Raw genomic sequence first — 22,110 nt, forward strand, 5'->3', positions numbered from 1 at the left:
ACGCGTTTCATAATGCTTGACCGCAGCATGCACACATGTGCAGAATCATAGATGATCTTGCCATTGCGGAAAAGGCATCTCCTGGGAACGCTCTGTGGTTTCGGATATGAAACATACGTTTCATGAAAACACCGCCGAGACGGCCCACCGGGTCGGCGGGATGGTGAATCGACTTGTCGAGCGGACCTGTGCCGCGCTCATCGCCGCAATGGTGGTGATCGTCTGGCTGGGCGTCGTATCGCGCTATCTGGTTGAGCTTGGCATCACCTGGAACGAAGAACTGGCGCGCTATGTGATGATCTGGGCGGCGCTGCTGGCCGTTTCGGCGGGCGTGTACCGACGCGAACATATCGGGCTTGAGCTTTTCTATCACATGCTTCCGGCGAGAGCGGCCGTGGCGCTGCGTTTGGGCCTGGACGCCATCGGATTCGGGTTCTTCGGTTTCCTCGTCTACTACGGCGTCGGCATGACGGTCGACGGGATGGAGCAGTACGCAACCATCTTCGGCATGACCATGGTAGTGCCGTTCGCCGCCGTTCCCGTGTCCGCCGGGCTAGCAGCACTGCAGATTCTGCTGGCGACAATCCGGGACACCGCGAGCGGCCGCGTGCGGGCGCCGGCCGAGATCGGGGTGAGTTGATGGTCGTCACGGTCGCCGTCGCATTCTTCGGGCTTCTGCTACTTGGCCTGCCTATCGGCTACGTACTCGGGATTGCCGGGGTGATCGGCCTGCTGCAGATCGGCGGCGCCAACTTCCTGGCGATGGCGCCCACGAAGTTCTTCGAGGGCCTGAACCTTTTTACCTTCATGGCGATGCCGTTCTTCATCCTCGCCGGCGAGATCATGAACCGCACCGGCATCACGCGCCGCCTTGTCGAATTCGCGGAAGCGCTTGTCGGCTATCTGCGCGGCGGGCTGGCGCACTCGAACATGATCGCCTCGGTGATGTTCGCGGGCATGACGGGGGCGGCGGTGTCGGATGCGGCGGCCTTCGGCAATACGCTGGTCCCGGCGATGGAGAAGCAGGGCTACAAGCGGCCATTCGCCTGCGCGGTGACGGCGGCGGGCTCGATCATCGGCCCCACGATTCCGCCGTCGAACCTGATGGTGATTTACGGCTCGCTGATGGGCGTGTCCATCGCCGGGCTTTTCGCCGCCGGCATTCTGCCCGGGCTGCTGATCGCGCTGCTCTGCATGGCCGTAATCGTTGCGCTGGGCCGCCGCCTGAACCTGCCGAAGAATGCCGAAGGGCCCAGCCTGCGGCTGATCCTGACAAGCTTCCGCCAAAGCATCGTCGCGCTTCTCATGCCCCTGATCATCCTGGGCGGCATTCTTGGCGGCATCGTGACCCCGACGGAAGCCGCCGCCATCGCGGTGTTCTACGCCTTGGTCGTCGGCCTCGTCAGCCGCACGCTCAGCTTCGACGACATGGTGCAGATGCTGATGCGCACGGCCCGGATGACCGGCGTCGTGTTCCTGATTATCGCCTCAGCCTCGATCCTGAGTTGGTGGATGACCTTCATGCAGATCCCGCAGGCGATCGCGCAGGGCATGATGGCGATCTCGCAGGAGCCGTCGGTCGTCATCGGCCTGATCCTCGGCCTCCTGCTGATGATCGGGATGTTCATGGACATCAACGCGGCGCTGATCATCCTGGCGCCGGTGCTGGTTCCGCTGACGCAGGCTATCGGCATGGACCCGGTGCACGCCGGGATCATGATCATCCTGACGCTCAACATCTCGTTGATGACGCCGCCCGTCGGGGCCTGCCTTTTCGTTCTCTCGTCGGTCACGGGCGAGCGCGTGGAGCGCATCAGCGCCGCGCTCTGGCCCTTCCTGCTGGCCGAGGTGGCCGTCCTCGTCCTGGTCGCCTACTGGCCGGATCTGACGCTCTGGGTGCCAAGGCTCCTGGGGTTCTAGGCGAGGAGGCTTCCAAGCAGAAGAAGGAGAGGTGGAAATGAAACGGACACGATTTGCCGGGACCCTGCTTGCCGCGGCCGCCGCGGTGACGCTTTCACTCGGCGCTCCTGGCAATGCCGGGGCGGCGGAGAAGACGCTGAAGCTGCATCACCTGAACAAGGACGATCCCTTCGATAACGCCACCGGCGCCATGGCGACGGTGTTCGAGAGTCTGGTGGAATCCGGCACCAACGGCTCCATCGACGTGCAGACCTTTCCCGCCGGCCAGCTTGGCAAGGACGCCGAGGTGGTGCAGCAGGTGAAGTCGGGCGTCATCCAGTCGGGCATTCACTCGGTCGGCGGCTTCGCCTCCACCTACCCGATGATCAGCGTCCTCGACGTGCCGTTCGCCTTCCCCAACATCTCGACCACCTACGAGGTGTTCGACGGACCGTTCGGCGAACGGCTGTCCAAGGACATCATGGAGAAGACCGGCATCAAGGTGTTGGGCTTCGGCGATTCCGGCGGCTTCTTCCACTTCACCAACTCCAAGCGGCAGATCAAGTCGCTGGAGGACATGGATGGGTTGAAGATCCGCACCATGGGTCTCGACACCCACAAGACCATGGTTGACGCCCTTGGTGCCCAGCCCACGGCAATCGCCTGGTCCGAGGTCTACACCGCGTTGCAGACCGGCGTGGCCGACGGTCAGATGAATCCGGTACCGATCATCGCGTTCGCCAACTTCAATGAGGTGCAGTCCTACCTGACGCTCAGCGGCCATCTCTTCACGCCATACGTCTGGGCGATCAACAAGGACTTCTACGATTCGCTGACGGAGCATGAGCGCGGCGTCATCGACTATGCCGCACATTCCGCTATCGTCGCCGGGCGCGGGCTGAACCGGATCATCGAATCCTCGAAGGAGCGCGGCTTGCCGGCGCTGGAAGCGAACATGGAGGTCTACGCGATGAGCCCGGAGGAGAAGGCGCGCTTCCGGGACGCGGCGCTGCCCGCCGTGAAGGAACTGATCTCCGAGAAGTTCGGTGCCGAGGGGACCGAGATGATGGAAGCCTTCCTCGGCGCCATAGAGACAGCGAGCAACAACTAGAACCGGCCGGAACGGGCGGGGCAGGGCGAAGGATGCGTCCTGCCCCACCGGCCGGCGCAGGAGGAACCGGATAGACGCATGCCAATCGACATTCCCGATTTCCACTACAGGTATTTCCACAACCCTCGCGCGGCAGGCGCCGTGGCCTATGGCGAGCGTCAGCGCGCGGTGCTGAGCGCCGAGGGCTGCCGCGCGGCGCGGGCCGAAATTTCGACCTGGCCCGGCTACGCGCCCACGCCGCTGGTCGATCTTCCCGGTCTTGCGAAGGCGCTGGGGCTGGGACGGGTCCGCTACAAGGACGAGTCGCGGCGCTTCGAACTGAACAGTTTCAAGGCGCTGGGCGGGGCCTATGCCGTCATGCGCCTGCTGATCGGGGAGATCGAGCGGCGCAAGGGCATCAGCGGCGTCACCTCCAAGGATCTGCTGGCGCGTACGCACGCCGACGTCACCGGCGATATCACGGTGACCTGCGCCACCGACGGCAACCACGGCCGCTCGGTCGCATGGGGCGCGCGGAACTTCGGCTGCAACTGCACGATCTTCATCCACGCCACCGTTAGCGAGGGCCGCAAGCAGGCGATCGAGCGCTATGGCGCGCGCGTCGAGCGGGTCGCCGGGAACTACGACGATTCGATCAAGCACGCGGCCCGCGCAGCGGCGGAGAACGGCTGGTTCGTGGTCTCCGACACCTCCTACGAAGGCTATATGGACGTGCCCCGCGACGTGATGCAGGGCTACACCGTCATGGCCGACGAGATCGTCGATCAGCTTGAAGGCGACGGCCCCAGCCACCTGTTCGTACAAGGCGGCGTTGGCGGCTTTCCGGCCGCGGTGATTTCCCAGTTCTGGGAGACCTGGGGGACGGATCGCCCGCGCGCGGTCGTGGTCGAACCCGACAAGGCCGCCTGCATCTTCGAAAGCATGCGCCAGGGCCACCCCACGGCGGTTGCCGGCGACCTGGATACCGTGATGGCGGGTCTGGCGTGCGGCGAGGTTTCGCTGCTGGCCTGGGAGATCCTGGATCAGGGCGCGGACGATGTCATGGAGGTATCGGACGCCGGTGTTCCCGCCTGCATGCGCCTGCTGGCCCGTGGGGCGGACGGCGATCCGCCGCTGGTGGCCGGGGAGTCCGCTGTCGCCGGCCTGCTGGGGCTGATCGCGGCGATGCGCGACCCGGACGTCGCCGGGCAGCTCGGTCTGGGACCGGAGAGCGATGTCCTGCTGATCGGCAGCGAGGGTGACACGGATCCCGAACTTTATCGCGAAATCGTCGGGCAACCCGGACACAACACGAGGACGGCGGCATGACGCGCGAGAACCTGCGTATCAACGCAGAGCGGCTTCTGCGGCGGCTGGACGAACTGGGCCAGATCGGTGCGCTGGAAGGCGGCGGCAATTGCCGGCTGGCGTTCAGCGACGAAGACAAGGCAGGACGCGACATCGTATTGGGCTGGATGCGCGCGGCGGGTCTGGACATCCGCATCGACAGGTTCGGCAACGTCACCGCGACGCGGCCCGGCCGCGAGGATGGCCCGCCGGTGATGGCCGGCTCGCACACGGACACCGTCGCCACCGGCGGCAAGTACGATGGCAATCTCGGCGTTCTGGCCGGGCTTGAGGCGATCGAGACACTGAACGATGCCGGCATAGAGACGCGCCGTCCGGTGGCCGTCACGCTATTCTCCAACGAGGAGGGCGCGCGCTTCTCGCCCGACATGATGGGCAGTCTGGTCTATCAGGGTGGCTTGCCGCTTGAGGAAGCCTACGGCATCGAGGGCATCGACGGTTCGACGGTCGGCGAGAACCTGGAGCGGATCGGCTACATCGGCGACGCGCCGGTCGGCGGGAACGAGGTTCACGCCTTCGTCGAGCTGCATATCGAGCAGGGCCCGATCCTGGAGGACGAGGGCCGCACTATCGGCGCGGTCGAGGGCGTCCAAGGCATCTCGTGGACCGAGTACACCTTCACCGGCCGCTCCGCGCACGCGGGGACGACACCGATGAGCCGGCGCTGCGATGCCGGGTACGTGGCGGCGGAGGTAGCGGCCTATGTGCGCCGGCTGGCCGCCGAGACAGGCAACGGCCATGTCTCCACCGTCGGCGTGTTCGAGGTGGAGCCCGACCTCGTCAATGTCGTCCCGCAGAAGGCGAAGATCACCGCCGACCTGCGCAACTTTGACAACGAACTTTTGAAACAGGCCGAACAGAAGCTGGAGGCCTTCGTCGACGACATCGCCGGGCGCGAAGGCGCGGCGGTCGCGCGCCGCACGCTGGCCCGCTTCGACCCGACGCCGTTTGACACGGGCATGGTGGACCGCATCCACGGCATCGCGGAGCGGCTTGGCTATTCGACGCGGCGCATCGCCAGCGGCGCTGGCCACGATGCGCAGATCATGGCGCGGATCTGCCCCACCGCCATGATCTTCGTGCCCAGTGTCGACGGCATCAGCCACAACATCCAGGAATACACGAAGCCCGAGGACTGCGAAGCCGGGGCCAACGTGATGCTTCACACCCTGCTCGAACTGGCCGAGTAGGCGCCGCCAAGGACGGAGGAACCTTATGTCACGCATCGTCACGGTCGCCGCGGCGCAGCTTGGACCCATCGAACTTGCGCATTCGCGCGCCGAGGTGGTCGACCGTTTGCTCGCCTTGATGCGCCAGGCGGCGGGCATGTCCTGCGACATCGTCGTGTTCCCTGAACTCGCGCTCACCACCTTCTTCCCGCGCTGGTTCATGGCCGAGCAAGCGGAGATCGACCGTTTCTTCGAGCGCGAGATGCCGGGACCAGAAACGCAGCCCCTGTTCGACGAGGCCGCGCGCCTGGGGATCGGCTTCTACCTGGGCTATGCCGAGCTGGCGGAGGAGGGCGGCCGAACCCGTCGGTTCAACACGTCGATTCTGGTCGACAAGCAGGGGCGAATCGTCGGCAAGTACCGCAAGATCCACCTGCCCGGCCACGCCGAGCACGAGCCCTGGCGCGCCTTCCAGCATCTGGAGAAGCGGTACTTCGAGACCGGTGACCTCGGCTTCCCGGTGTGGGATGCCTTCGGCGGCGTGATGGGGATGTGCATTTGCAACGACCGCCGCTGGCCCGAAACCTACCGCGTCATGGGCCTGCAGGGTGTCGAGATGATCATGCTGGGCTACAACACGCCGGTCCACAATCCGCCCGCGCCGGAACACGACGCGCTGTCGCTTCACCACAATACGCTGGTGATGCAGGCCGGGGCGTATCAGAACGCGACCTGGGTCGTGGGTGTGGCGAAGGCGGGGAACGAGGCGGGCGTGCCGATGATCGGCGGCACCCAGATCATCGCGCCATCCGGCGAAACGGTGGCGATGTGCGCGACGACGAACGACGAGCTGGCCGTCGCGCGCTGCGACCTCGACCTCTGTACATCCTACAAGGAAAGCGTCTTCAACTTCGACCGTCACCGCCAGCCAGCCGCCTATGGCCTTATCACCGCGCGCAAGGGCGTGCGGGAGGCCGCGGAGTAGGGCGGTCGCGCGCCCCTTATTACCGCCGGCATTGGCGAGTTCACGCGGCGAAGGCGTAACAGCCGCGAACGCTGGATCTGCACGGCTGGCCAGCGTCTGCTATAACCGGGCGACCGGCAACAGCGGCAGGCGATGGTAACGGCCCGTCATGACCGAGATTCGCTTCTACCACCTGACCAGGACCAGCCTGGAGTCCGCCCTGCCGCAGCTTCTGGAGAAGACGCTGGAGCGCGGCTGGCGGGCCCTGGTGCTGGCTTCGTCGGATGACCGGGTCGAGGCCTTGACCGCGCACCTCTGGACCTATGACGACCGCTCCTTCCTGCCGCACGGCTCGCCCCGCGACGGGCGGCCCGAGTATCAGCCGATCTGGCTTTCCGCCGAGGACGCGAACGCCAACAACGCCAATGTGCTGTTCCTGACCGATGGGGCCGCGAGCGCCCATGTCGGCGACTTCGATCTGGTTGCCGAGATGTTCGACGGTAACGACGGCGAAGCCGTTGCCGCCGCCCGGCGGCGCTGGAAGGACTACAAGCAGGCCGGACACCAGCTTACCTATTGGAAGCAGGATGAGAGCGGCCGCTGGCAGAAGGGCGCCTGACGCCGGGCCGCCGGGCATCTCGTCCCTGGTGTAATCGGCGCATTGCGCGCCAGCGACACTGGCGGCACCCTCTGGTGCGAATCGTCGTTTCAGGCCCTATCATCTCGGGAAGGTTTCAGATGTTGAACGTTCGGATGCTCGACAAGAAGTTTTCGGCCGCCGGCCAGCTCACCCCTGAGGACATCGCGGAAGCGGCGCGGCGCGGCTTCAAGGCCATCATCAACAATCGCCCGGACGGCGAGGGCGGGCCGGAACAGCCCACTTCGGACGAGAACCGCAAGGCCGCGGAAGCCGCCGGCATGGATTACCATTATCTGCCGATGACGCCGCAAAACCTCGATTCGGAGCTTTTGGAAGCGTTCCGCAAGGCGGTCGAGGAAGGGCCGGGTCCCGTGCTGGCGCACTGCAAGAGCGGCGCGCGCTCGGCGGCGCTTTGGGCGCTGGTCGAGACTGCGCACAACAGGCGCGACATCGACGAGGTCCTGAAGCAGGCGGCGAAGGAAGGTTACGACCTTTCCGGCATGCGCCCCGTCTTCGAGAAATTCGTCGCGGCGCACAACGCGTAATCGCTGTTTCCGGGCGATTCACGGGCGACAATATGTCTCCACTGCCCCGAAATCTGCCTTTAATACCCGAAAAAGGTAATTTGTATCGCGTTTAGGGAATGAAATGCCGGCTATTTGGTTGTACCATTATACCGGTAGGATTCGCTGGCGGCGACGGGTGATATCCGTGGAGATCTCGAATACCGATCGGGCGCTGGTCGAAGGGTTGGTTAAAGGTGTCTCCATCGAAGAATTGTCCGCCCGCCTCGGATTGAGCGATGCGCAGGTGCATTGGCGGCTGCAAGGCCTGTTGGGGATCTTGGCCGGCCGGTAAAAGGATGAGGCAACCCCTAAATCCCTGATGCTTTATCACGAGCAGCTTGCGTCCCTGCTGGACCGCTGGCGGTTTCGACGGGGCACCCGGAGGCTTCCGACACACGGCGACTTCCGGTTCACCGACCTTCAGCCCTGGATCGGCCATATAGGCCTTGTCGAGATACAGGGTGGGCAGACAGCGGAACCGCACATGAAGGTCCGCCTGGCAGGCCGCAGGCTTGTCGAGTATGACGGCGCGGACTTTTCCGGCAAGTATCTTGATGACGTCGTGCCGGAGTATGCACGGGGCGAGATTCTGAGACCCTATCTGACCTGCGTGCGCAAGCAGGCGCCGCAGTACAGCGTGTTCACGCCCGACAATCCCGAGCTTGAGGGTTACCGGATGCACCGCCTGCTGCTACCCACGACGTCCAACGGGAAAGACATCGATCTGGTGCTGGTCGGCATCTACGTGGACCGCTGGGAAGAGGCGGAGGGGAATTCCAGCGGCACCATCTACGATCTGATGAGCCTGACCGGCTCCTGAGCTTGGGCCGGTGTCAGTCCGCGCCTTCCAGCGCTTCCTGCGCCTCCAGCCACGCATCCTCGGCCTTGGCCAGTTCGTCGCCAACCCTGGCGAGGTCCATCTGCAGTGACTGTGCCTTCTCCGCCGGACCGTCGTAGAGCGACGGATCGGCCAGCTTCGCCTCCAACTCGGCTTTCCGGGCGTTCAGGCGTTCGACATCACGCTCTGCGTCCTTTGCCCGCTTGCGCAGATGCGCGGTCGCCGCACGGTTCTCGGCAGCCTGACGGCGGCGGTCCTTCTTGCTGAGCGTCTGGTCCCCGTCGGCCTTACCCTTGTCGCGCGCGTCCGCCTTTGCCTCGCGCCGCTGATCGAGGAGATAACGCCGGTAGTCCGTCAGATCACCGTCCCAGGTGCGTACCATGCCGTCGGCCACCAGCCACAGCCGGTCGGCCACCAATTCCAGCAAGTGCGGATCGTGGGTCACCAGGATCACAGCGCCTTCATAGGCGTTCAGCGCCTCGACCAGGGCCTGGCGCGCCTCGATGTCCAGATGGTTCGTCGGCTCGTCGAGGATCAGCATCTGCGGGGCGTCCCGGGTCATCAGCGCGAACAGCAGCCGCGCCTTCTCGCCGCCCGACAGCTTGCCGACCTCGACCTCCGCCTTGTCCTCACCGAACCCAAAGCGCCCCAGGTGGCTGCGCAATGTTGTCGGTTGTGCGTTCGGCAGCGCCTTGGCCATGTGGTCGAGTGGCGTCGCCTGGAGGTCCAGTTCCTCCGCCTGATCCTGCGAAAAGTAACCGATCCGCAGCTTCGGCGGCTTGGTGATCTTGCCCCCCATTGGCGCCAGCCGGTCAGCCAGCAGGCGGGCGAAGGTGGTCTTGCCGTTGCCGTTGCGGCCCAGCAGCGCGATCCGGTCGTCCTGGTCGATGCGCTGGTTAAGATTTCGCAGCACCGGCGTATCCGCCGCGTAGCCGACGCTTGCCCCGTCCATCGCCACCAGTGGCGGGGGAAGCTGTTCGGGTTGCGGGAAGTTGAAGTGGATGGACTTGTCTTCGATCACGGGCGCGATGGGCTGCATGCGCGCCAGCATTTTCAGGCGCGACTGCGCCTGGCGGGCCTTGTTGGCCTTCGCGCGGAAGCGGTCGACGAAGGCCTGAATGCGCTTGCGCTCCGCCTCCTGTTGCTCGGCCAGCGCGCGCTGGCGCTCCAGCCGTTCCCGCCGCGTGCGCTCGAAAGTGTCGTAGCCGCCCTGGTAAAGCGTCAGCTTGCGCTGTTCCAGATGGCAGATCTTGCCAACCGCGCTGTTGAGCAGGGTGCGGTCGTGACTGACCAGCAGGATCGTGCCCGGCCAGGTCTTCAGATAGCCCTCCAGCCAGATGCCCGCTTCCAGGTCGAGGTGGTTGGTCGGCTCGTCCAGCAGCAGCACGTCGGGTTGGGAGAACAGCAGGGCGGCCAGCGCCACGCGCATGCGCCAGCCGCCGGAAAACTCGGCGCAGGCCCGCCGCTGCGCCGCCTCGTCGAAGCCCAGGCCGGCCAGGATGCGCGCGGCGCGCGCCGGCGCGGCATGCGCATCGATGTCGTTCAGGCGCGCGTGGATCTCGGCGATCCGGTGCGGGTCGGTCGCTGTCTCCGCCTCGGCCAGCAGGCTCGTACGCTCGGTATCCGCGGCCAGCACGGTGTCGAGCAGGCTGTCCGGACCGGCGGGAGCCTCCTGGCGCAGGCGGCCGACGCGGTTGGCGCCTGCAAGCTGGATGTTGCCGCCGTCCGGCTGCAATTCGCCCGCGATCAGCTTCAGCAGGGTCGACTTGCCGCTGCCGTTCCGGCCGATAAGGCCGACATGCTCACCGGCATTGACGGTAAGGCTGGCACCTTGCAGCAGTGGGCGTCCCTCGACGCGGTATGTCAGATCCTGAATGCTCAACATGATGCCGCGCCGTGTACCATGACCTGCGTCCGACGGGGAAGCGTCCCAGCATCACCTTCGCGCGGTTGCCCGGACGCGCGTGTGCGTCTATAAGGCCGCAAATTTTCCAAGCGTTTGCCACCGGAATCAGAAACCGAATTGAGGAGAGCGAGCCAATGGCCGTCGAACGGACGCTGTCGATCATCAAACCCGATGCGACCGAGCGCAACATTACCGGCAAGATCAACCAGCGCTTCGAGGATGCCGGCCTGCGCATCGTAGCGCAGCGCCGCCTGCAATTGACCACCGAGCAGGCCCAGGCGTTCTATGCCGTGCACAAGGAGCGGCCGTTCTATAACGACCTGGTCGCCTTCATGACGTCCGGCCCGGTCGTCGCCCAGGTGCTGGAAGGCGAGAACGCCATTGAGAAGAACCGCGAGGTGATGGGCGCCACCGATCCGTCGAAGGCCGATCAGGGCACGATCCGCGCCGATTTCGCGAAGAACATCGAGGCCAACTCCGTGCACGGATCCGACAGCCCCGAGACCGCGCGGGAGGAGATCAAATTCTTCTTCTCGAACATCGATATCGTCGGCTAACTAGCTGACATTGGAACCAAAAAGCGGGGCCGGATCGATGCCGGCCCCGCCTTTTGTCATAGCAGCCCGACCTTTGCGTCAGAGCAGGAACAGCGCCATCAGGATCAGCACGACGACGGTTGCGGCTCCCGAGTAGCTCAACAGCTTGACGAAACCCTGATAGCTCCTCTCGTGCTCGCGCAGCATCGGGTCCTGCTTGGTGGTGGCCATCTTCTCGTCCTCTCCCTTGTTCTCCGGCGTCTCGGCGGACATGGCGTGATCCCTCTCGTCGTTGCTGTCTTACCCGGAGCGCACCGCGCTCGCAAGCCTGGGCGGACGGTCGTCACAACGGCGGATTGACAAGCATCTCGTCTCTCGTTGCCGCGTCGGTAATCTCGACGCGCTGACCGACGATCCGCGTGCGGCCGCTGGCAACCAATCCCAGGCAATGCGGATAAAGCCGGTGCTCGGCACCCAGTACGCGGGCAGCAAGGCTGTCCGCGTCGTCGCCCGGCAGGACGGGGACAGCCGCCTGGCCGATGATCGGCCCGGCGTCCACTGTTTCACGCACGAAGTGGACGGTGCAGCCGGCGATCTTCACCCCCGCCGCCAACGCGGCCGCGTGGGTATCCAGGCCGGGGAACGCCGGCAACAGCGAGGGATGGATGTTGATCAGCCTGTCCCGCCACAGCTCGACGAAGCTTGCCGTCAGCACGCGCATGAAGCCGGCAAGGCAGACCAGCTCACAGCCCGCGGAAACGAGCGACTCGCTGAGTGCCCCTTCGAAACCGGCCCGCGTGGGAAACAGCGTGTGATCCACCACCTCGGCGGGAATGCCGGCGGCTTCGGCACGGTCGAGGCCAGCGGCATCCGGGCGGTTGGAGATGACGCAGGCGATCTCCACCGGATAGTCGGGTGCCTGCGCCGCATCGATCAGCGCCTGCAGATTGCTGCCGCGCCCGGAAATCAGGGCGCCGACCTTCACGCGCGCCATGCCGCCTCCAAGTTTGCCACGGATACGCGCGGCGCATCCGCGGGCCGCCGGACGACGCGGCCGATTCGATAGATCGTTTCGCCGTTGGCGCCGAACAATGCCGTCGCACGGGTTTCGGCCTCGGGTGGTACGACCACGGCCATGCCGATGCCGCAGTTGAAGGTGCGCAGCAGGTCGTCCGCCGGAACGCCGCCTTGGCGCAGCAGCCATCCGAAGACCGGCGGCAGCGGCCACGCGGATGCATCGAGATCGGCGCCCAGCCCTTCGGGCAGCACGCGCGGGAGGTTCTCCGGTAACCCGCCGCCGGTGATGTGGGCCAGCGCGTTCACCGTGCCGGCGCGGACCGCGGCAAGGCACGGTCCGACATAGATCCGCGTCGGCGCAAGAAGCGCACTTCCCAGACTGCTGCCCGCCTCGAACGGTGCGGGGCCGTCAAGGGGAAGGCCAAGGTCGGCCACGACCTTTCGGACCAGGGAGAAGCCGTTCGAATGCAGGCCGTTGGATGCGAGGCCCAGAATGACGTCGCCCTCCTGGACTCCGCTGCCGTCCAGGCCCTTTCCACGCTCGATCGCTCCGACGGCAAAGCCCGCGAGGTCATAGTCCCCCCTGGTGTACATGCCCGGCATTTCCGCCGTCTCGCCGCCGACGAGGGCGCAGCCGGCGCGCCGGCAGCCGGTTGCGATGCCGCCGACAATGGCCTTGCCGGCCGGGACGTCGAGCTGGCCCGTCGCGTAGTAGTCCAGGAAGAACAGCGGCTCCGCGCCCTGCACCACCAAATCGTTGACGCACATCGCCACGAGATCGATGCCAACGGTGTCGTGCTTGCCCGATTCGATGGCCAGCTTGAGCTTCGTGCCGACGCCATCGGTTGCGGCAACCAGAATGGGGTCGCGGAATCCGGCGGCCTTCAGGTCGAACAGCGCGCCGAAACCGCCCAAGCCGGCGGCGGCGCCGGGCCGCGCGGTGGCCTTGGCCAGCGGCTTGATGGCGTCCACGAGGGCGTTGCCTGCGTCGATATCAACGCCCGCGGCCTTGTAGGTGCGGCTGGTTATGGCCTCGCTCCCTTGCTTGGCGTATGGCTAACGCTGCGCGGCCTTGAACAGAGCCGCCTTAATGGCGACGATGGCAGCCGCCCAGGTGGCGCGACAATACTTTTTCCGGGACGCTTTGCAATGCCGCTGCCCCGCTTTCGCATTGGCTTCTTCGCACTCTTCGCCCTGATATTCGCCGTTTTCCATGCGGACGTCGTCAGGGCCGAGACGGATGTCTACACGATCGAGCGGGTCGCCGTTGACGTGACGGCCGATTCCGCGGCCGCCGCGCGCGAACGGGCGCTTGCGCGCGGGCACGAGGCAGCCTTCCGGCGGCTGATCGACCGGCTGGTGCCGGAAGAGCGGGCGTCGAGCGTGTCGGTGCCGTCATACGACAGCATTGCCAATATGGTCCGGGATTTCGAGGTGTTCGACGAGCGGACCTCGTCGGTACGCTATCTGGCGGAGTTGAGGATCCGCTTCCAGCCGCAGGCGGTACGCCGATTTCTTCGCGGTCGTGGGGTCACGTTCGCGGAAACGCAGAGCAAGCCCGTCGTGGTACTCGCACTTTATGGTGCGGCTGGCGATGCGGTTCTCTGGGAAGAACCGAATCCCTGGCGGGCGGCGTGGGCGGCGGCTGCTCCGTCGACGGGGCTGGTCCCGTTCGTGATTCCGTTCGGGGATCTGGCGGACATCCGTGCGATCTCGGCCGCCGAGGCGCTGGACAACGACGGTGCCGCGCTTGACCGGATCGAGGAGCGTCACGGCGCCGGGGATGTCCTCGTGACCCAGGCGATCCCTGCCGGTGACGCCCAGGCCGGCCAAGCTAGCGCGCAGATCATCACCAGCCGAATCGGCACGGCGGCGCAGGAACGGACCTTCGTCGACAACGTCCGCCAGCGCGAGGGAGAGAGCTTGGAGGACATGCTGGGCCGCGCGGTCGCAAAGGTCGCGCGCGAGGTGGAAGAGGCGTGGAAGCGCGCCAACCTGCTGCGCTTCGAGGCCGAGCAGGGCATGAGCGTGGAGGTTCCCATCGCCGGACTGGACGAGTGGGTGAGCGTGCGCCGGCGGCTGGAATCAATCCCGCTGATCGGCGCGGCCAGCCTGCGCCTGATGACCCGCGACCTGGCCGAGGTGGACTTGACATACTATGGCGACACGGAACAGCTTCGTCTTGCCCTCGCGCAGAGTGACCTGACGCTGAAGGAGGGTGGTGCCAGCGGCTGGACCTTGACCGCCGCCGGCTCGGCTGCCAGCAGTGCACCGGTTTCCGGCAATGGTGGCGAAGTGGACGGCGGAGACCCGGAAACGGCCATCGAGCGGGGCCCGGAAGCGGCAGGGGAATCGGAAGGTGCGGACTCCGAAGAGGACAGGATGCAGTGACGGGTCTCGGGGCGCGTTACTGGCTGCCCACGGGCGTCACGCTGATCCGTATCCTGGCGGTGCCCGTGATGGTCTACCTGATCCTGGAATCCCGCTATACGCCGGCTTTTTGGCTGCTCGTCGGCGCCGGGATCTCGGATGCGCTGGACGGCTTCCTGGCGAAGAGGTTGAATGCGGTTTCGCGCGTCGGCTCGTATCTGGATCCGATGGCGGACAAGGCGCTTATCGTCGCTGTTTTCCTGAGTCTCGGCCATATGGGACAGGTACCAGTCTGGCTCGTCATCCTGGTCGTGTTCCGCGATGCGCTGATCGTCGCGGGGGCGATGCTCTATCACACGCTGACGCAGGCACTTCGGGTGGAGCCGTTGAAGATTAGCAAGGCGAACACGGCCGCCCAGATCGTGCTGGTGGGGCTGGTGCTGGCCAAGCTCGGGCTCGGATTGGCGATTGCCGACGTGACGGTGGTTGCTACCTACATCGTGGCCGCGACCACCTTCGCTTCGGGCGCGGCCTACGTCTGGACCTGGGGCAGGCGCATTTTCGCGCTTGAGGACAGCGAATGACGGCGGGCCGGCAGCTTCTCTGGTCGGGAATAGGGCTGGCCGCGTTCCTTGCGCTGATCTGGATCTTCAATGCGATCCTGGCGCCTTTCGTGATCGGCATGGCAGTCGCCTATTTCCTCGATCCCGTGTGCGACCGCTTGCAGCGGCTGGGCGTTTCCCGCGTCTGGGCGACAGCGATCGTCACTTTGACATTCATCCTCGCCGTTGCCCTGTTGCTGGCGCTCCTGGTGCCGCTGGTGGTCAGCGAGATCGCGCAGTTCCTTGGAGACCTTCCTGAATACTTAAGGATCTTGCGCGAACGCGTCGTCGTGCTTGGGCAGATCCTTCAGGCGAATGTCGATCCAACCGTGCTTGACAAGGTGCGCGAGGGCCTGGCCGGATCGCAAGAGCGGCTGTCTTCCTGGGCCGCCAGCATCGCCAGCGACATGCTTTCTGGTGGCTTCGCGCTGTTCAACCTGATGTCGCTGCTGCTGATCACACCCATCGTGACATTCTACCTGCTGCGCGACTGGGAGCGGTTGCTGAAAGAGGCGGATTCGCTGTTGCCGCCGGCTTATGCCGAGACGATCCGGGAGCAGCTTCGCGAGGTCGACCGGACGCTCTCCGGTTTCGTGCGCGGGGTCGGCACGGTCTGCCTGCTGCTGGGTGCGTTCTACGCCATTTCGCTGACGCTCGCCGGGCTGAACTTCGGACTGGTGATCGGACTTGCGGCGGGGCTGGTGTCCTTCGTGCCGTTCGTCGGCGCGGTGCTCGGCTTCATTACCGCGGTCGGGATGGCGCTGCTGCAGTTCGATTCGTACATCATGATCGGCGTCATCGGCGGCATCTTCTTCGTGGGCCAGTTCATCGAGGGCAATGTCCTGCAGCCTACCCTCGTCGGGGAGCGGGTCGGTCTGCACCCGGTCTGGGTCATATTCGCGCTGCTGGCCGGTGGGTTGCTGTTCGGCTTCGTCGGCGTGCTGATCGCGGTGCCGACTGCGGCGGTTGTCGGTGTCGGCGTACGTTTCGTCGTTAACGAGTATCGCGCCAAGGTCACTAGCGTGCCGCCGGCTGGCGGCGAGGGAGGGCAGGCGGGGTGAGCGATATCGCGCGCCAACTGGCCCTGGACTTGCCGCACCGGCCGGCCCTGGGACGCGAGGACTTCCTCGTCGCGGAAGCGAACGAGGTGGCTGTCGCCTGGATCGACCGCTGGCCCGAGTGGCCGCAGCCTGCCCTGTTGCTGTACGGCCCGGCCGGAAGCGGCAAGACGCACCTGGCCAGTGTCTGGCAGCGTGGTTCGGGCGCTGTCCGGCTTGATCACGATGCGCTGTTGGCGCACGAGCCGCCGGCACTGCTGGGCGATACGGCGGCGGCCATCGTGGACGGTATCGAAGATGTGCTGGGTGACGAGGCGACGCAATGCGAAATGGAGCGAAAGCTTCTTCACACTTATAATATGCTTCGTGAGCGTCAGGGGCACTTGCTGCTGACCGGCCGTCGACGGCCCGCCGAGTGGCCGTTGCGTTTGCCGGACTTGCGCTCGCGCTTGGCCGCTGCCCCCGCCGTCGGGTTGGGCCTGCCGGACGACCAGCTTTTCGCAGCGGTACTGGTGAAGCTGTTCAGCGACCGCCAGCTACGCGTCGGGCCGCAGGTTCTGAGTTACCTGATGCCACGGATCGAAAGGTCTTTCGCTCACGCGCGGCGGTTGGTTGCGGCGCTTGACGACATCTCGTTGGAGGCGAGGCGGGAGATCACCGTGCCGCTGGCTCGTGGTGTGCTGGATAGCCTCGCGCCGAATGTCGATGAAGCGCCGGATGACGGTGCCAGGGAAATGGGAGAAGACAAGCATGGATCTGGGGGTAGCGGGTAGAACGGCGCTGGTTTGCGCGGCCAGCCGTGGGCTGGGCCGGGCCTGCGCCCACGCGCTCGCACGTGAGGGTGCGGGCGTTACCATTGTCTCGCGGACCAAGGCGGACATCGAGGCGGCGGCGCGCGAGATAGCGGCTGACACGGGCGCGTCCGTGACGCCGGTGGCGGCGGATATCACGACGGCCGAAGGTCGCGAGGCCGCGCTTGCCGCCTGCCCGGAGCCCGACATTCTGGTGAACAACGCCGGCGGTCCGCCGCCGGGCGATTTCCGCGACTGGGAGCGCGACGACTGGATCGCCGCACTGGATGCCAACATGCTGACCCCGATCGAGCTTATCAAGGCGACCGTGGATGGGATGATCGCACGCGGCTTCGGCCGGGTCGTGAACATTACCTCGGGGGCCGTGAAGGCGCCGATCCCGATCCTGGGTCTCTCGAACGGCGCGCGTGCGGGCCTGACGGGCTTCGTCGCCGGCTTGGCGCGGCAGACGGTGAAGCACAACGTCACGATCAACAACCTGCTGCCGGGCCCGTTCGAGACCGACCGCCTGCGCTCCACCATCGAGGCCGAGGCCCGCAAGGAAGGCAAGTCGCTGGAACAGGTGGCGGACGCGCGGCGGAGCACGAACCCGGCGCGGCGCTTCGGCGACCCGGCCGAGTTCGGCGACGCCTGCGCCTACCTTTGCAGCGCCCAGGCGGGATATATCACCGGCCAGAACCTGCTGCTCGATGGCGGGTCGTTTCCGGGAACGCTGTAGGCGCGTTCCAACCCCGACTGCGGCTTCGTTGACTTTCGGCGGGGCGGCGCCGATCTTCACGCCATCATGTCAGACGAGATCGAGCTGAAGCTGGCGATGGCGCCGCGGGACCTGAAGCGCTTGGCGCGCAATGGGCTCGTGCGCAGCTTGAAGACCGCCCACGCCCGCCGGAAGCAGCTTGACAGCACCTATTACGATACGCCCGACCTGACGCTGATGCGTCACGGCATGGCGCTGCGTGTTCGCCAGGACGGCGGCGAGCGGGTGCAGACGCTGAAGGCGCCGCCGAACGGCGAGGGCCGGCCCAACGGCCTCGTCAACGCGAATGGCTTGCAGCACCTGCGCGAGTTCGAGGCGCCATTGAACGGCACCGCGCCGGACCTCGCCCTGATCGAGGACGAGGGGCTGCAGGCGTTTTTCAGGCGCGAAAACCTGGCGCACGAGCTGGAGTCCGTGTTCACCACCGAATTCGAGCGGCAGGTGATCCCGCTTGCCATGGCCGACAGCGAGATCGAGCTGGCGCTCGATCAGGGGCGGATCGTCTCCGGCGGGGAGGGTGTCGACCTCTGCGAAGCGGAGTTGGAGCTTCGCAATGGACATCCTTCGCGGCTCTACGAGTTGGCGATGCTACTGCACCGCCAAGTGCCGTTCCGTCTGGAGCGGCACAGCAAGGCGGCGCGCGGCTATGGCCTTTACACGGCCGCGCGGCCCAAGCCGCGGAAGGCAGAGAAGCCGCTGCTGAAGTCCGGCATGACAGTGGCGCAGGCGTTCCAGGCACAGGCTCGCGCCTGCCTTTTGCATATGCGCGCCAACGAGGACGCGGTGCTGGACGGCGGCGACCCGGAGGGCGTGCATCAGATGCGCGTCGCCATCCGCAGGCTGCGGGCGCTCGTCACCGCGTTCAGGCCGGTCTTCGCAGCACAGGCCTACACCATGCTGCGCGACGAGTTGCGCTGGATGCAGGGCAACCTGGGACCGGCGCGCGACTGGGACGTCTTCCTGGCCGACACGCTGGCACCACTGCGCGAGCGCTTGCCGGCGGAGGACAGCCTGGAGCACCTGCAGGCGGCGGCGGAGGACGCGCGTGGCAAAGCCTATGAGGTGGCGCGCACGGCCATTGGTTCCGACCGCTATACTGGGCTCCTACTGTATCTGGAGCTTTGCCTGGACAGCGGAAGCTGGCGCCTGCCGCCCGTCAGCGGAGAGGCGGACCCGGCGGATAGGCCGGTCGAGGAGTTCGCCTGCGCGATCCTCGAAAAGCGCGCCCGCAAGGTCGGCAAGCTGGGCAAGCGATACCGCAAGCTGAACGAGGCGGAGCTGCACGAGCTTCGCATCGCCGGAAAGAAGCTTCGCTATGCCGGGGAGTTTTTCGCGAGCCTGTTCCCGAAGAAGACGATGAAGACCTACTTGAAGAGCGTCGAAGGCATTCAGGAGCGCCTTGGAATCGTCAACGACGCGGCGACCGGCCAACGTCTTCTGGATGAACTGGAGCGCCGGCTCCTGGATGCCGGCGATGCGGATGCCGCGACCATCGCCTATGGCAAGGGACTCGTCCACGGCTGGCACGAGGCGCAGGTGCAGCGCGAGCTTTCCGCCTTCGAAACGACGTGGGACGTTTTCTCCAAGGCGAAGAAACCTTGGAAGTAAGCGGAGGCGATCCGGCAAGGCGGCCTGCCTCAGTCAAGGTCCTTCGGCCGCACGAAGCGCGTGAGACGCCCAGTCCCTGGTTCTATGACGCTCCATCGATCGGCGTCGAAAGCGATCTCCGCCAGCGCCGCCGTGGGGTACTTCGAGGCCATTCGCTTGAGCGCCGCCGGGTCGCCGGCGCCTGCGAGCCGAGCGGCGCAATCCTCCAGGGCGGGATTGTGGCCGATCAGCATGACGGTTCCCGCATCGTCGGGGGATGTGCGCAGAATTCCGAGGAGTTCGACCGGGTCCGTGCCATAGATCTCCTTGCGGAATTCGACCCGGATGTCCGGCGGCAGCGACGGCGCGACAAGTTCCCAAGTCTGCCGGGCTCGGAGCGCCGTGGAGGAGAGGACGAGGTTCGGCACCAGGCCCTCACGCCGCAGATACGCCCCCATTCGCGGTGCCGCCTTTCGGCCGCGCGGGGCCAGCGGCCGGTCGTGGTCGGCCAGCGTCGGGTCTTCCCAGCTCGACTTGGCGTGCCTGAGCAGATAGACGGTTCGCACAATCAGGCTCCCTGGCCGGCTGGGTCGCGACAACCTGGCACTTGACGGTGAATGGGCAAGGCGAAGGTCATCGTTTTGAGACCTGCCCATGCTAACCTACATGAATATGGTCGGGCGTTGGCCAAGAGAGCGAGAAACCGTGGACGAAACGCAACAACCAGCCCGGGAGCGCAGTGAGGCAGCCGTGGCCGATAGCGCGACCGACGGGCGGCAACAGCGGCAGGAAGCCATCCCGCATATCGACGTCAGCTCGCCCACCCGCTTCATCAATCGCGAGCTGTCGTGGCTGGAGTTCAACGCCCGTGTCCTGGAGGAAGCGACGAACCAGAACCATCCGCTCTTGGAGCGGCTGCGCTTCCTGTCGATCTCGGCCTCCAACCTGGACGAGTTCTACATGGTTCGCGTCGCCGGCCTGAAGGGGCAGGTGCGCGCCGGCGTCACGACGCCAAGCCCCGATGGCTTGACCCCGGCCCAGCAGCTACAGGCCATCAACCGCCGTGCCATCGAGTTGATACGGGGCCAGCAGACGTGCTGGAACTCGCTGCGCAACCTGCTGCGCGAGTCCCGTCTTGCCGTCCTGCAACGCTCTGAATTGAGCGAGGCCGAGGGAGATTGGCTGGAAACCTATTTCCGGGAGGAGGTCTTTCCGGTTCTCACCCCCATCGCGGTCGATCCGGCGCACCCTTTCCCGTTCATCCCGAACGCCGGCTTCTCGATGGTGCTGCAACTTCGCCGGAAGGAGAACGACGAGCAAATCGACGCCCTCGTCCTGATGCCACCGCAGCTTGAACGCTTCATCCGCCTGCCCGCGCGCGACGACACCGACGAGATTCGCTTTATCCGCATCGAGCAGGTGATCGAGCGCCATCTGGACGAGCTGTTCCCCGGCATGGAGGTGCTTGGCCTGGGCTATTTTCGGGTGCTGCGCGACAGCGATATCGAGATCGAGGAGGAGGCCGAGGATCTGGTCCGCGTGTTTGAAAGCGCCCTCAAGCGCCGGCGCCGCGGCTCGGTCATCCGCCTCAGCGTCGACGATGACATGCCGCAGGACCTGCGCGCCTTCATCGTTCGCGAGCTGAACGTGAACGCCGAGGACGTCTTCGAACTTGACGGCCTCATCGGGCTGTCGGACACCGGGCAGCTTATCGTCAACGATCGGCCCGACCTTGTGTTCAAGCCGTTCAACCCGCGCTTCCCCGAGCGTATCCGCGATTTCGGCGGCGACTGCTTCGCGGCGATCCGGCAGAAGGACATCCTAGTCCACCACCCCTACGAGTCCTTCGACGTTGTGGTGCAATTCGTCCGACAGGCGGCGCACGACCCGGCGGTGGTGGCGATCAAGCAGACGCTCTATCGCACCAGCGAGGACTCCCCCATCGTCGCCGCACTGATCGAAGCGGCCGAAGCCGGCAAGTCGGTGACGGCACTGGTGGAGCTGAAGGCCCGCTTCGACGAGGAGCGCAACATTCAGTGGGCGCGTAATCTTGAGCGCGCCGGGGTGCAGGTCGTCTACGGCTTCATCACCCTGAAGACGCACGCCAAGGTGTCATTGGTGGTGCGCCGTGAAGGGAAGGGGCTGCGCAGCTACTGCCACTACGGCACCGGCAACTACCACCCGATCACCGCCAAGATCTACACAGACCTGTCGTACTTCACCTGCAGCCCGGCGTTGTGCCTGGATGCCGCACGGCTGTTCAACTACATGACCGGCTATGCCAAGCCGGCGCCGCTCGACAAGATCGCCATATCGCCACTGGACCTGCGGCAGACGCTGCTGAAATACATCGACGAGGAGATCGGCCACGCCAAGGCCGACCGTCCGGCGGCGATCTGGGCGAAGATGAACTCGCTGGTGGATACCGAGGTGATCGACGCCCTCTACCGCGCCTCGCAGGCGGGCGTGCAGATAGATCTTGTCGTGCGCGGTATCTGCTGCCTTCGGGCCGGGGTGCCGGGGCTGTCCGAGAACATCCAGGTCAAGAGCATCGTCGGTCGCTTCCTGGAGCACAGCCGTATCGTCTGTTTCGGCGCCGGTTACGGCCTGCCTTCGCCCGAGGCGCGCGTCATGATGTCGAGCGCCGACTGGATGCCGCGCAATCTGGACCGGCGGGTGGAAACCCTGGTACCCATCGAGAATGCGACGGTGCATCAGCAGGTGCTTGACCAGATCATGATCGCCAACCTGAAGGACGAGGCGCAATCCTGGGTGATGGAGCCCGACGGCTCCTGGACCCGCGTTTCGCTCGGCCCGGATGCATTCAGCGCGCACACCTATTTCATGACCAATCCCAGTCTGTCCGGCCGTGGCAGCGCATTGCGCAAGGCCAAGAAGGCCCCGCGGCTGGTCCTGGAGAAATCCTGAGGG

Annotated in this window: 23 protein-coding genes; 18 read left to right on the plus strand and 5 right to left on the minus strand. The window is 65.7% G+C overall.

Annotated elements, in window-relative coordinates; genetic code table 11:
* Positions 1 to 106: 106 nt before the first annotated feature.
* From DRB17_RS06400 to DRB17_RS06445, 10 genes are all read left to right on the plus strand, one after another.
* Positions 107 to 640 (plus strand): TRAP transporter small permease, encoded by a 534-nt coding sequence (locus DRB17_RS06400; RefSeq protein WP_114581360.1) that lies wholly within the window; start codon positions 107 to 109, stop codon positions 638 to 640.
* Positions 640 to 1,920 carry a TRAP transporter large permease gene (locus tag DRB17_RS06405; protein ID WP_114581361.1) on the plus strand — a complete coding sequence of 427 codons (1,281 nt, stop codon included), beginning with the start codon at positions 640 to 642 and terminating at the stop codon, positions 1,918 to 1,920. Before DRB17_RS06400 ends, DRB17_RS06405 begins: the two co-directional genes overlap by 1 nt.
* A gap of 37 nt (positions 1,921 to 1,957) precedes the next feature.
* Positions 1,958 to 3,010: a TRAP transporter substrate-binding protein gene (locus DRB17_RS06410; RefSeq protein ID WP_114581362.1), complete on the plus strand. Its 1,053-nt coding sequence runs from the start codon at positions 1,958 to 1,960 to the stop codon at positions 3,008 to 3,010.
* A 78-nt stretch (positions 3,011 to 3,088) separates the two neighbouring features.
* Positions 3,089 to 4,318 (plus strand): diaminopropionate ammonia-lyase, encoded by a 1,230-nt coding sequence (locus DRB17_RS06415; RefSeq protein WP_114581363.1) that lies wholly within the window; start codon positions 3,089 to 3,091, stop codon positions 4,316 to 4,318.
* Positions 4,315 to 5,547 (plus strand): Zn-dependent hydrolase, encoded by a 1,233-nt coding sequence (locus tag DRB17_RS06420; protein WP_114581364.1) that lies wholly within the window; start codon positions 4,315 to 4,317, stop codon positions 5,545 to 5,547. The genes DRB17_RS06415 and DRB17_RS06420 overlap by 4 nt, the downstream gene beginning before the upstream one ends.
* 25 nt (positions 5,548 to 5,572) lie before the next feature.
* The gene (locus DRB17_RS06425) at positions 5,573 to 6,511 is read left to right on the plus strand and encodes an N-carbamoyl-D-amino-acid hydrolase (RefSeq protein ID WP_114581365.1); all 939 of its coding nucleotides are present in this window, start codon (positions 5,573 to 5,575) and stop codon (positions 6,509 to 6,511) included.
* 148 nt (positions 6,512 to 6,659) lie between these two features.
* Positions 6,660 to 7,109 carry a DNA polymerase III subunit chi gene (locus DRB17_RS06430; protein ID WP_114581366.1) on the plus strand — a complete coding sequence of 150 codons (450 nt, stop codon included), beginning with the start codon at positions 6,660 to 6,662 and terminating at the stop codon, positions 7,107 to 7,109.
* A gap of 119 nt (positions 7,110 to 7,228) precedes the next feature.
* Positions 7,229 to 7,675, plus strand: coding sequence for a protein tyrosine phosphatase family protein (locus DRB17_RS06435; RefSeq protein WP_114581367.1), 447 nt, complete (start codon positions 7,229 to 7,231; stop codon positions 7,673 to 7,675).
* A gap of 166 nt (positions 7,676 to 7,841) precedes the next feature.
* The gene (locus tag DRB17_RS20165; RefSeq protein WP_153242361.1) at positions 7,842 to 7,988 is read left to right on the plus strand and encodes a hypothetical protein; all 147 of its coding nucleotides are present in this window, start codon (positions 7,842 to 7,844) and stop codon (positions 7,986 to 7,988) included.
* Positions 7,989 to 8,015: 27 nt separating this feature from the next.
* On the plus strand, positions 8,016 to 8,516 hold the full coding sequence (locus DRB17_RS06445) for a PAS domain-containing protein (RefSeq protein ID WP_114581369.1): 501 nt from the start codon (positions 8,016 to 8,018) through the stop codon (positions 8,514 to 8,516).
* 13 nt (positions 8,517 to 8,529) lie between these two features.
* On the opposite strand, the gene DRB17_RS06450 is transcribed toward DRB17_RS06445, so the two are convergent.
* Positions 8,530 to 10,419 (minus strand): ABC-F family ATP-binding cassette domain-containing protein, encoded by a 1,890-nt coding sequence (locus DRB17_RS06450; protein ID WP_114581370.1) that lies wholly within the window; start codon positions 10,417 to 10,419, stop codon positions 8,530 to 8,532.
* A 155-nt stretch (positions 10,420 to 10,574) separates the two neighbouring features.
* Between DRB17_RS06450 and ndk the strand changes: the two genes are divergently transcribed.
* Complete coding sequence (gene ndk, locus DRB17_RS06455) at positions 10,575 to 10,997, plus strand: nucleoside-diphosphate kinase (protein ID WP_114581371.1); 423 nt, start codon at positions 10,575 to 10,577, stop codon at positions 10,995 to 10,997.
* 78 nt (positions 10,998 to 11,075) lie between these two features.
* Here the strand turns inward: ndk and DRB17_RS06460 are convergent, their stop codons facing one another.
* The 3 genes from DRB17_RS06460 to purM form a co-directional block, all read right to left on the minus strand.
* Positions 11,076 to 11,249 (minus strand): aa3-type cytochrome c oxidase subunit IV, encoded by a 174-nt coding sequence (locus DRB17_RS06460; protein ID WP_206607803.1) that lies wholly within the window; start codon positions 11,247 to 11,249, stop codon positions 11,076 to 11,078.
* A 70-nt stretch (positions 11,250 to 11,319) separates the two neighbouring features.
* Positions 11,320 to 11,970, minus strand: coding sequence for a phosphoribosylglycinamide formyltransferase (gene purN, locus DRB17_RS06465; protein WP_114581372.1), 651 nt, complete (start codon positions 11,968 to 11,970; stop codon positions 11,320 to 11,322).
* Entirely contained in the window at positions 11,958 to 13,022 is a 1,065-nt protein-coding gene (gene purM, locus DRB17_RS06470) for a phosphoribosylformylglycinamidine cyclo-ligase (RefSeq protein WP_114581373.1), read from the minus strand. Before purM ends, purN begins: the two co-directional genes overlap by 13 nt.
* Before the next feature lie 120 nt (positions 13,023 to 13,142).
* Here purM and DRB17_RS06475 point away from each other — a divergent pair, with 120 nt between their 5' ends.
* The 6 genes from DRB17_RS06475 to DRB17_RS06500 all read left to right on the plus strand — a co-directional run bounded on the left by DRB17_RS06475 (position 13,143) and on the right by DRB17_RS06500 (position 19,200).
* Positions 13,143 to 14,384 carry a DUF2066 domain-containing protein gene (locus DRB17_RS06475; protein ID WP_114581374.1) on the plus strand — a complete coding sequence of 414 codons (1,242 nt, stop codon included), beginning with the start codon at positions 13,143 to 13,145 and terminating at the stop codon, positions 14,382 to 14,384.
* Complete coding sequence (locus tag DRB17_RS06480; RefSeq protein ID WP_114581375.1) at positions 14,381 to 14,947, plus strand: CDP-alcohol phosphatidyltransferase family protein; 567 nt, start codon at positions 14,381 to 14,383, stop codon at positions 14,945 to 14,947. The genes DRB17_RS06475 and DRB17_RS06480 overlap by 4 nt, the downstream gene beginning before the upstream one ends.
* On the plus strand, positions 14,944 to 16,026 hold the full coding sequence (locus tag DRB17_RS06485; RefSeq protein WP_114581376.1) for an AI-2E family transporter: 1,083 nt from the start codon (positions 14,944 to 14,946) through the stop codon (positions 16,024 to 16,026). The genes DRB17_RS06480 and DRB17_RS06485 overlap by 4 nt, the downstream gene beginning before the upstream one ends.
* Complete coding sequence (locus DRB17_RS06490) at positions 16,023 to 16,796, plus strand: HdaA/DnaA family protein (protein WP_114581377.1); 774 nt, start codon at positions 16,023 to 16,025, stop codon at positions 16,794 to 16,796. Before DRB17_RS06485 ends, DRB17_RS06490 begins: the two co-directional genes overlap by 4 nt.
* Entirely contained in the window at positions 16,774 to 17,553 is a 780-nt protein-coding gene (locus tag DRB17_RS06495; RefSeq protein WP_114581378.1) for an SDR family oxidoreductase, read from the plus strand. Before DRB17_RS06490 ends, DRB17_RS06495 begins: the two co-directional genes overlap by 23 nt.
* Before the next feature lie 66 nt (positions 17,554 to 17,619).
* Entirely contained in the window at positions 17,620 to 19,200 is a 1,581-nt protein-coding gene (locus tag DRB17_RS06500) for a CYTH and CHAD domain-containing protein (protein WP_114581379.1), read from the plus strand.
* Between the two features lie 29 nt (positions 19,201 to 19,229).
* Here the strand turns inward: DRB17_RS06500 and DRB17_RS06505 are convergent, their stop codons facing one another.
* Entirely contained in the window at positions 19,230 to 19,745 is a 516-nt protein-coding gene (locus DRB17_RS06505; RefSeq protein WP_241503758.1) for a SixA phosphatase family protein, read from the minus strand.
* Positions 19,746 to 19,833: 88 nt separating this feature from the next.
* Between DRB17_RS06505 and DRB17_RS06510 the strand changes: the two genes are divergently transcribed.
* Positions 19,834 to 22,107, plus strand: a complete 2,274-nt coding sequence (locus DRB17_RS06510; protein WP_421778531.1) for an RNA degradosome polyphosphate kinase — start codon at positions 19,834 to 19,836, stop codon at positions 22,105 to 22,107.
* Positions 22,108 to 22,110 lie beyond the last annotated feature (3 nt).

The organism is Ferruginivarius sediminum (genome assembly GCF_003344765.1).
Lineage (GTDB): Bacteria > Pseudomonadota > Alphaproteobacteria > Kiloniellales > Rhodovibrionaceae > Ferruginivarius > Ferruginivarius sediminum.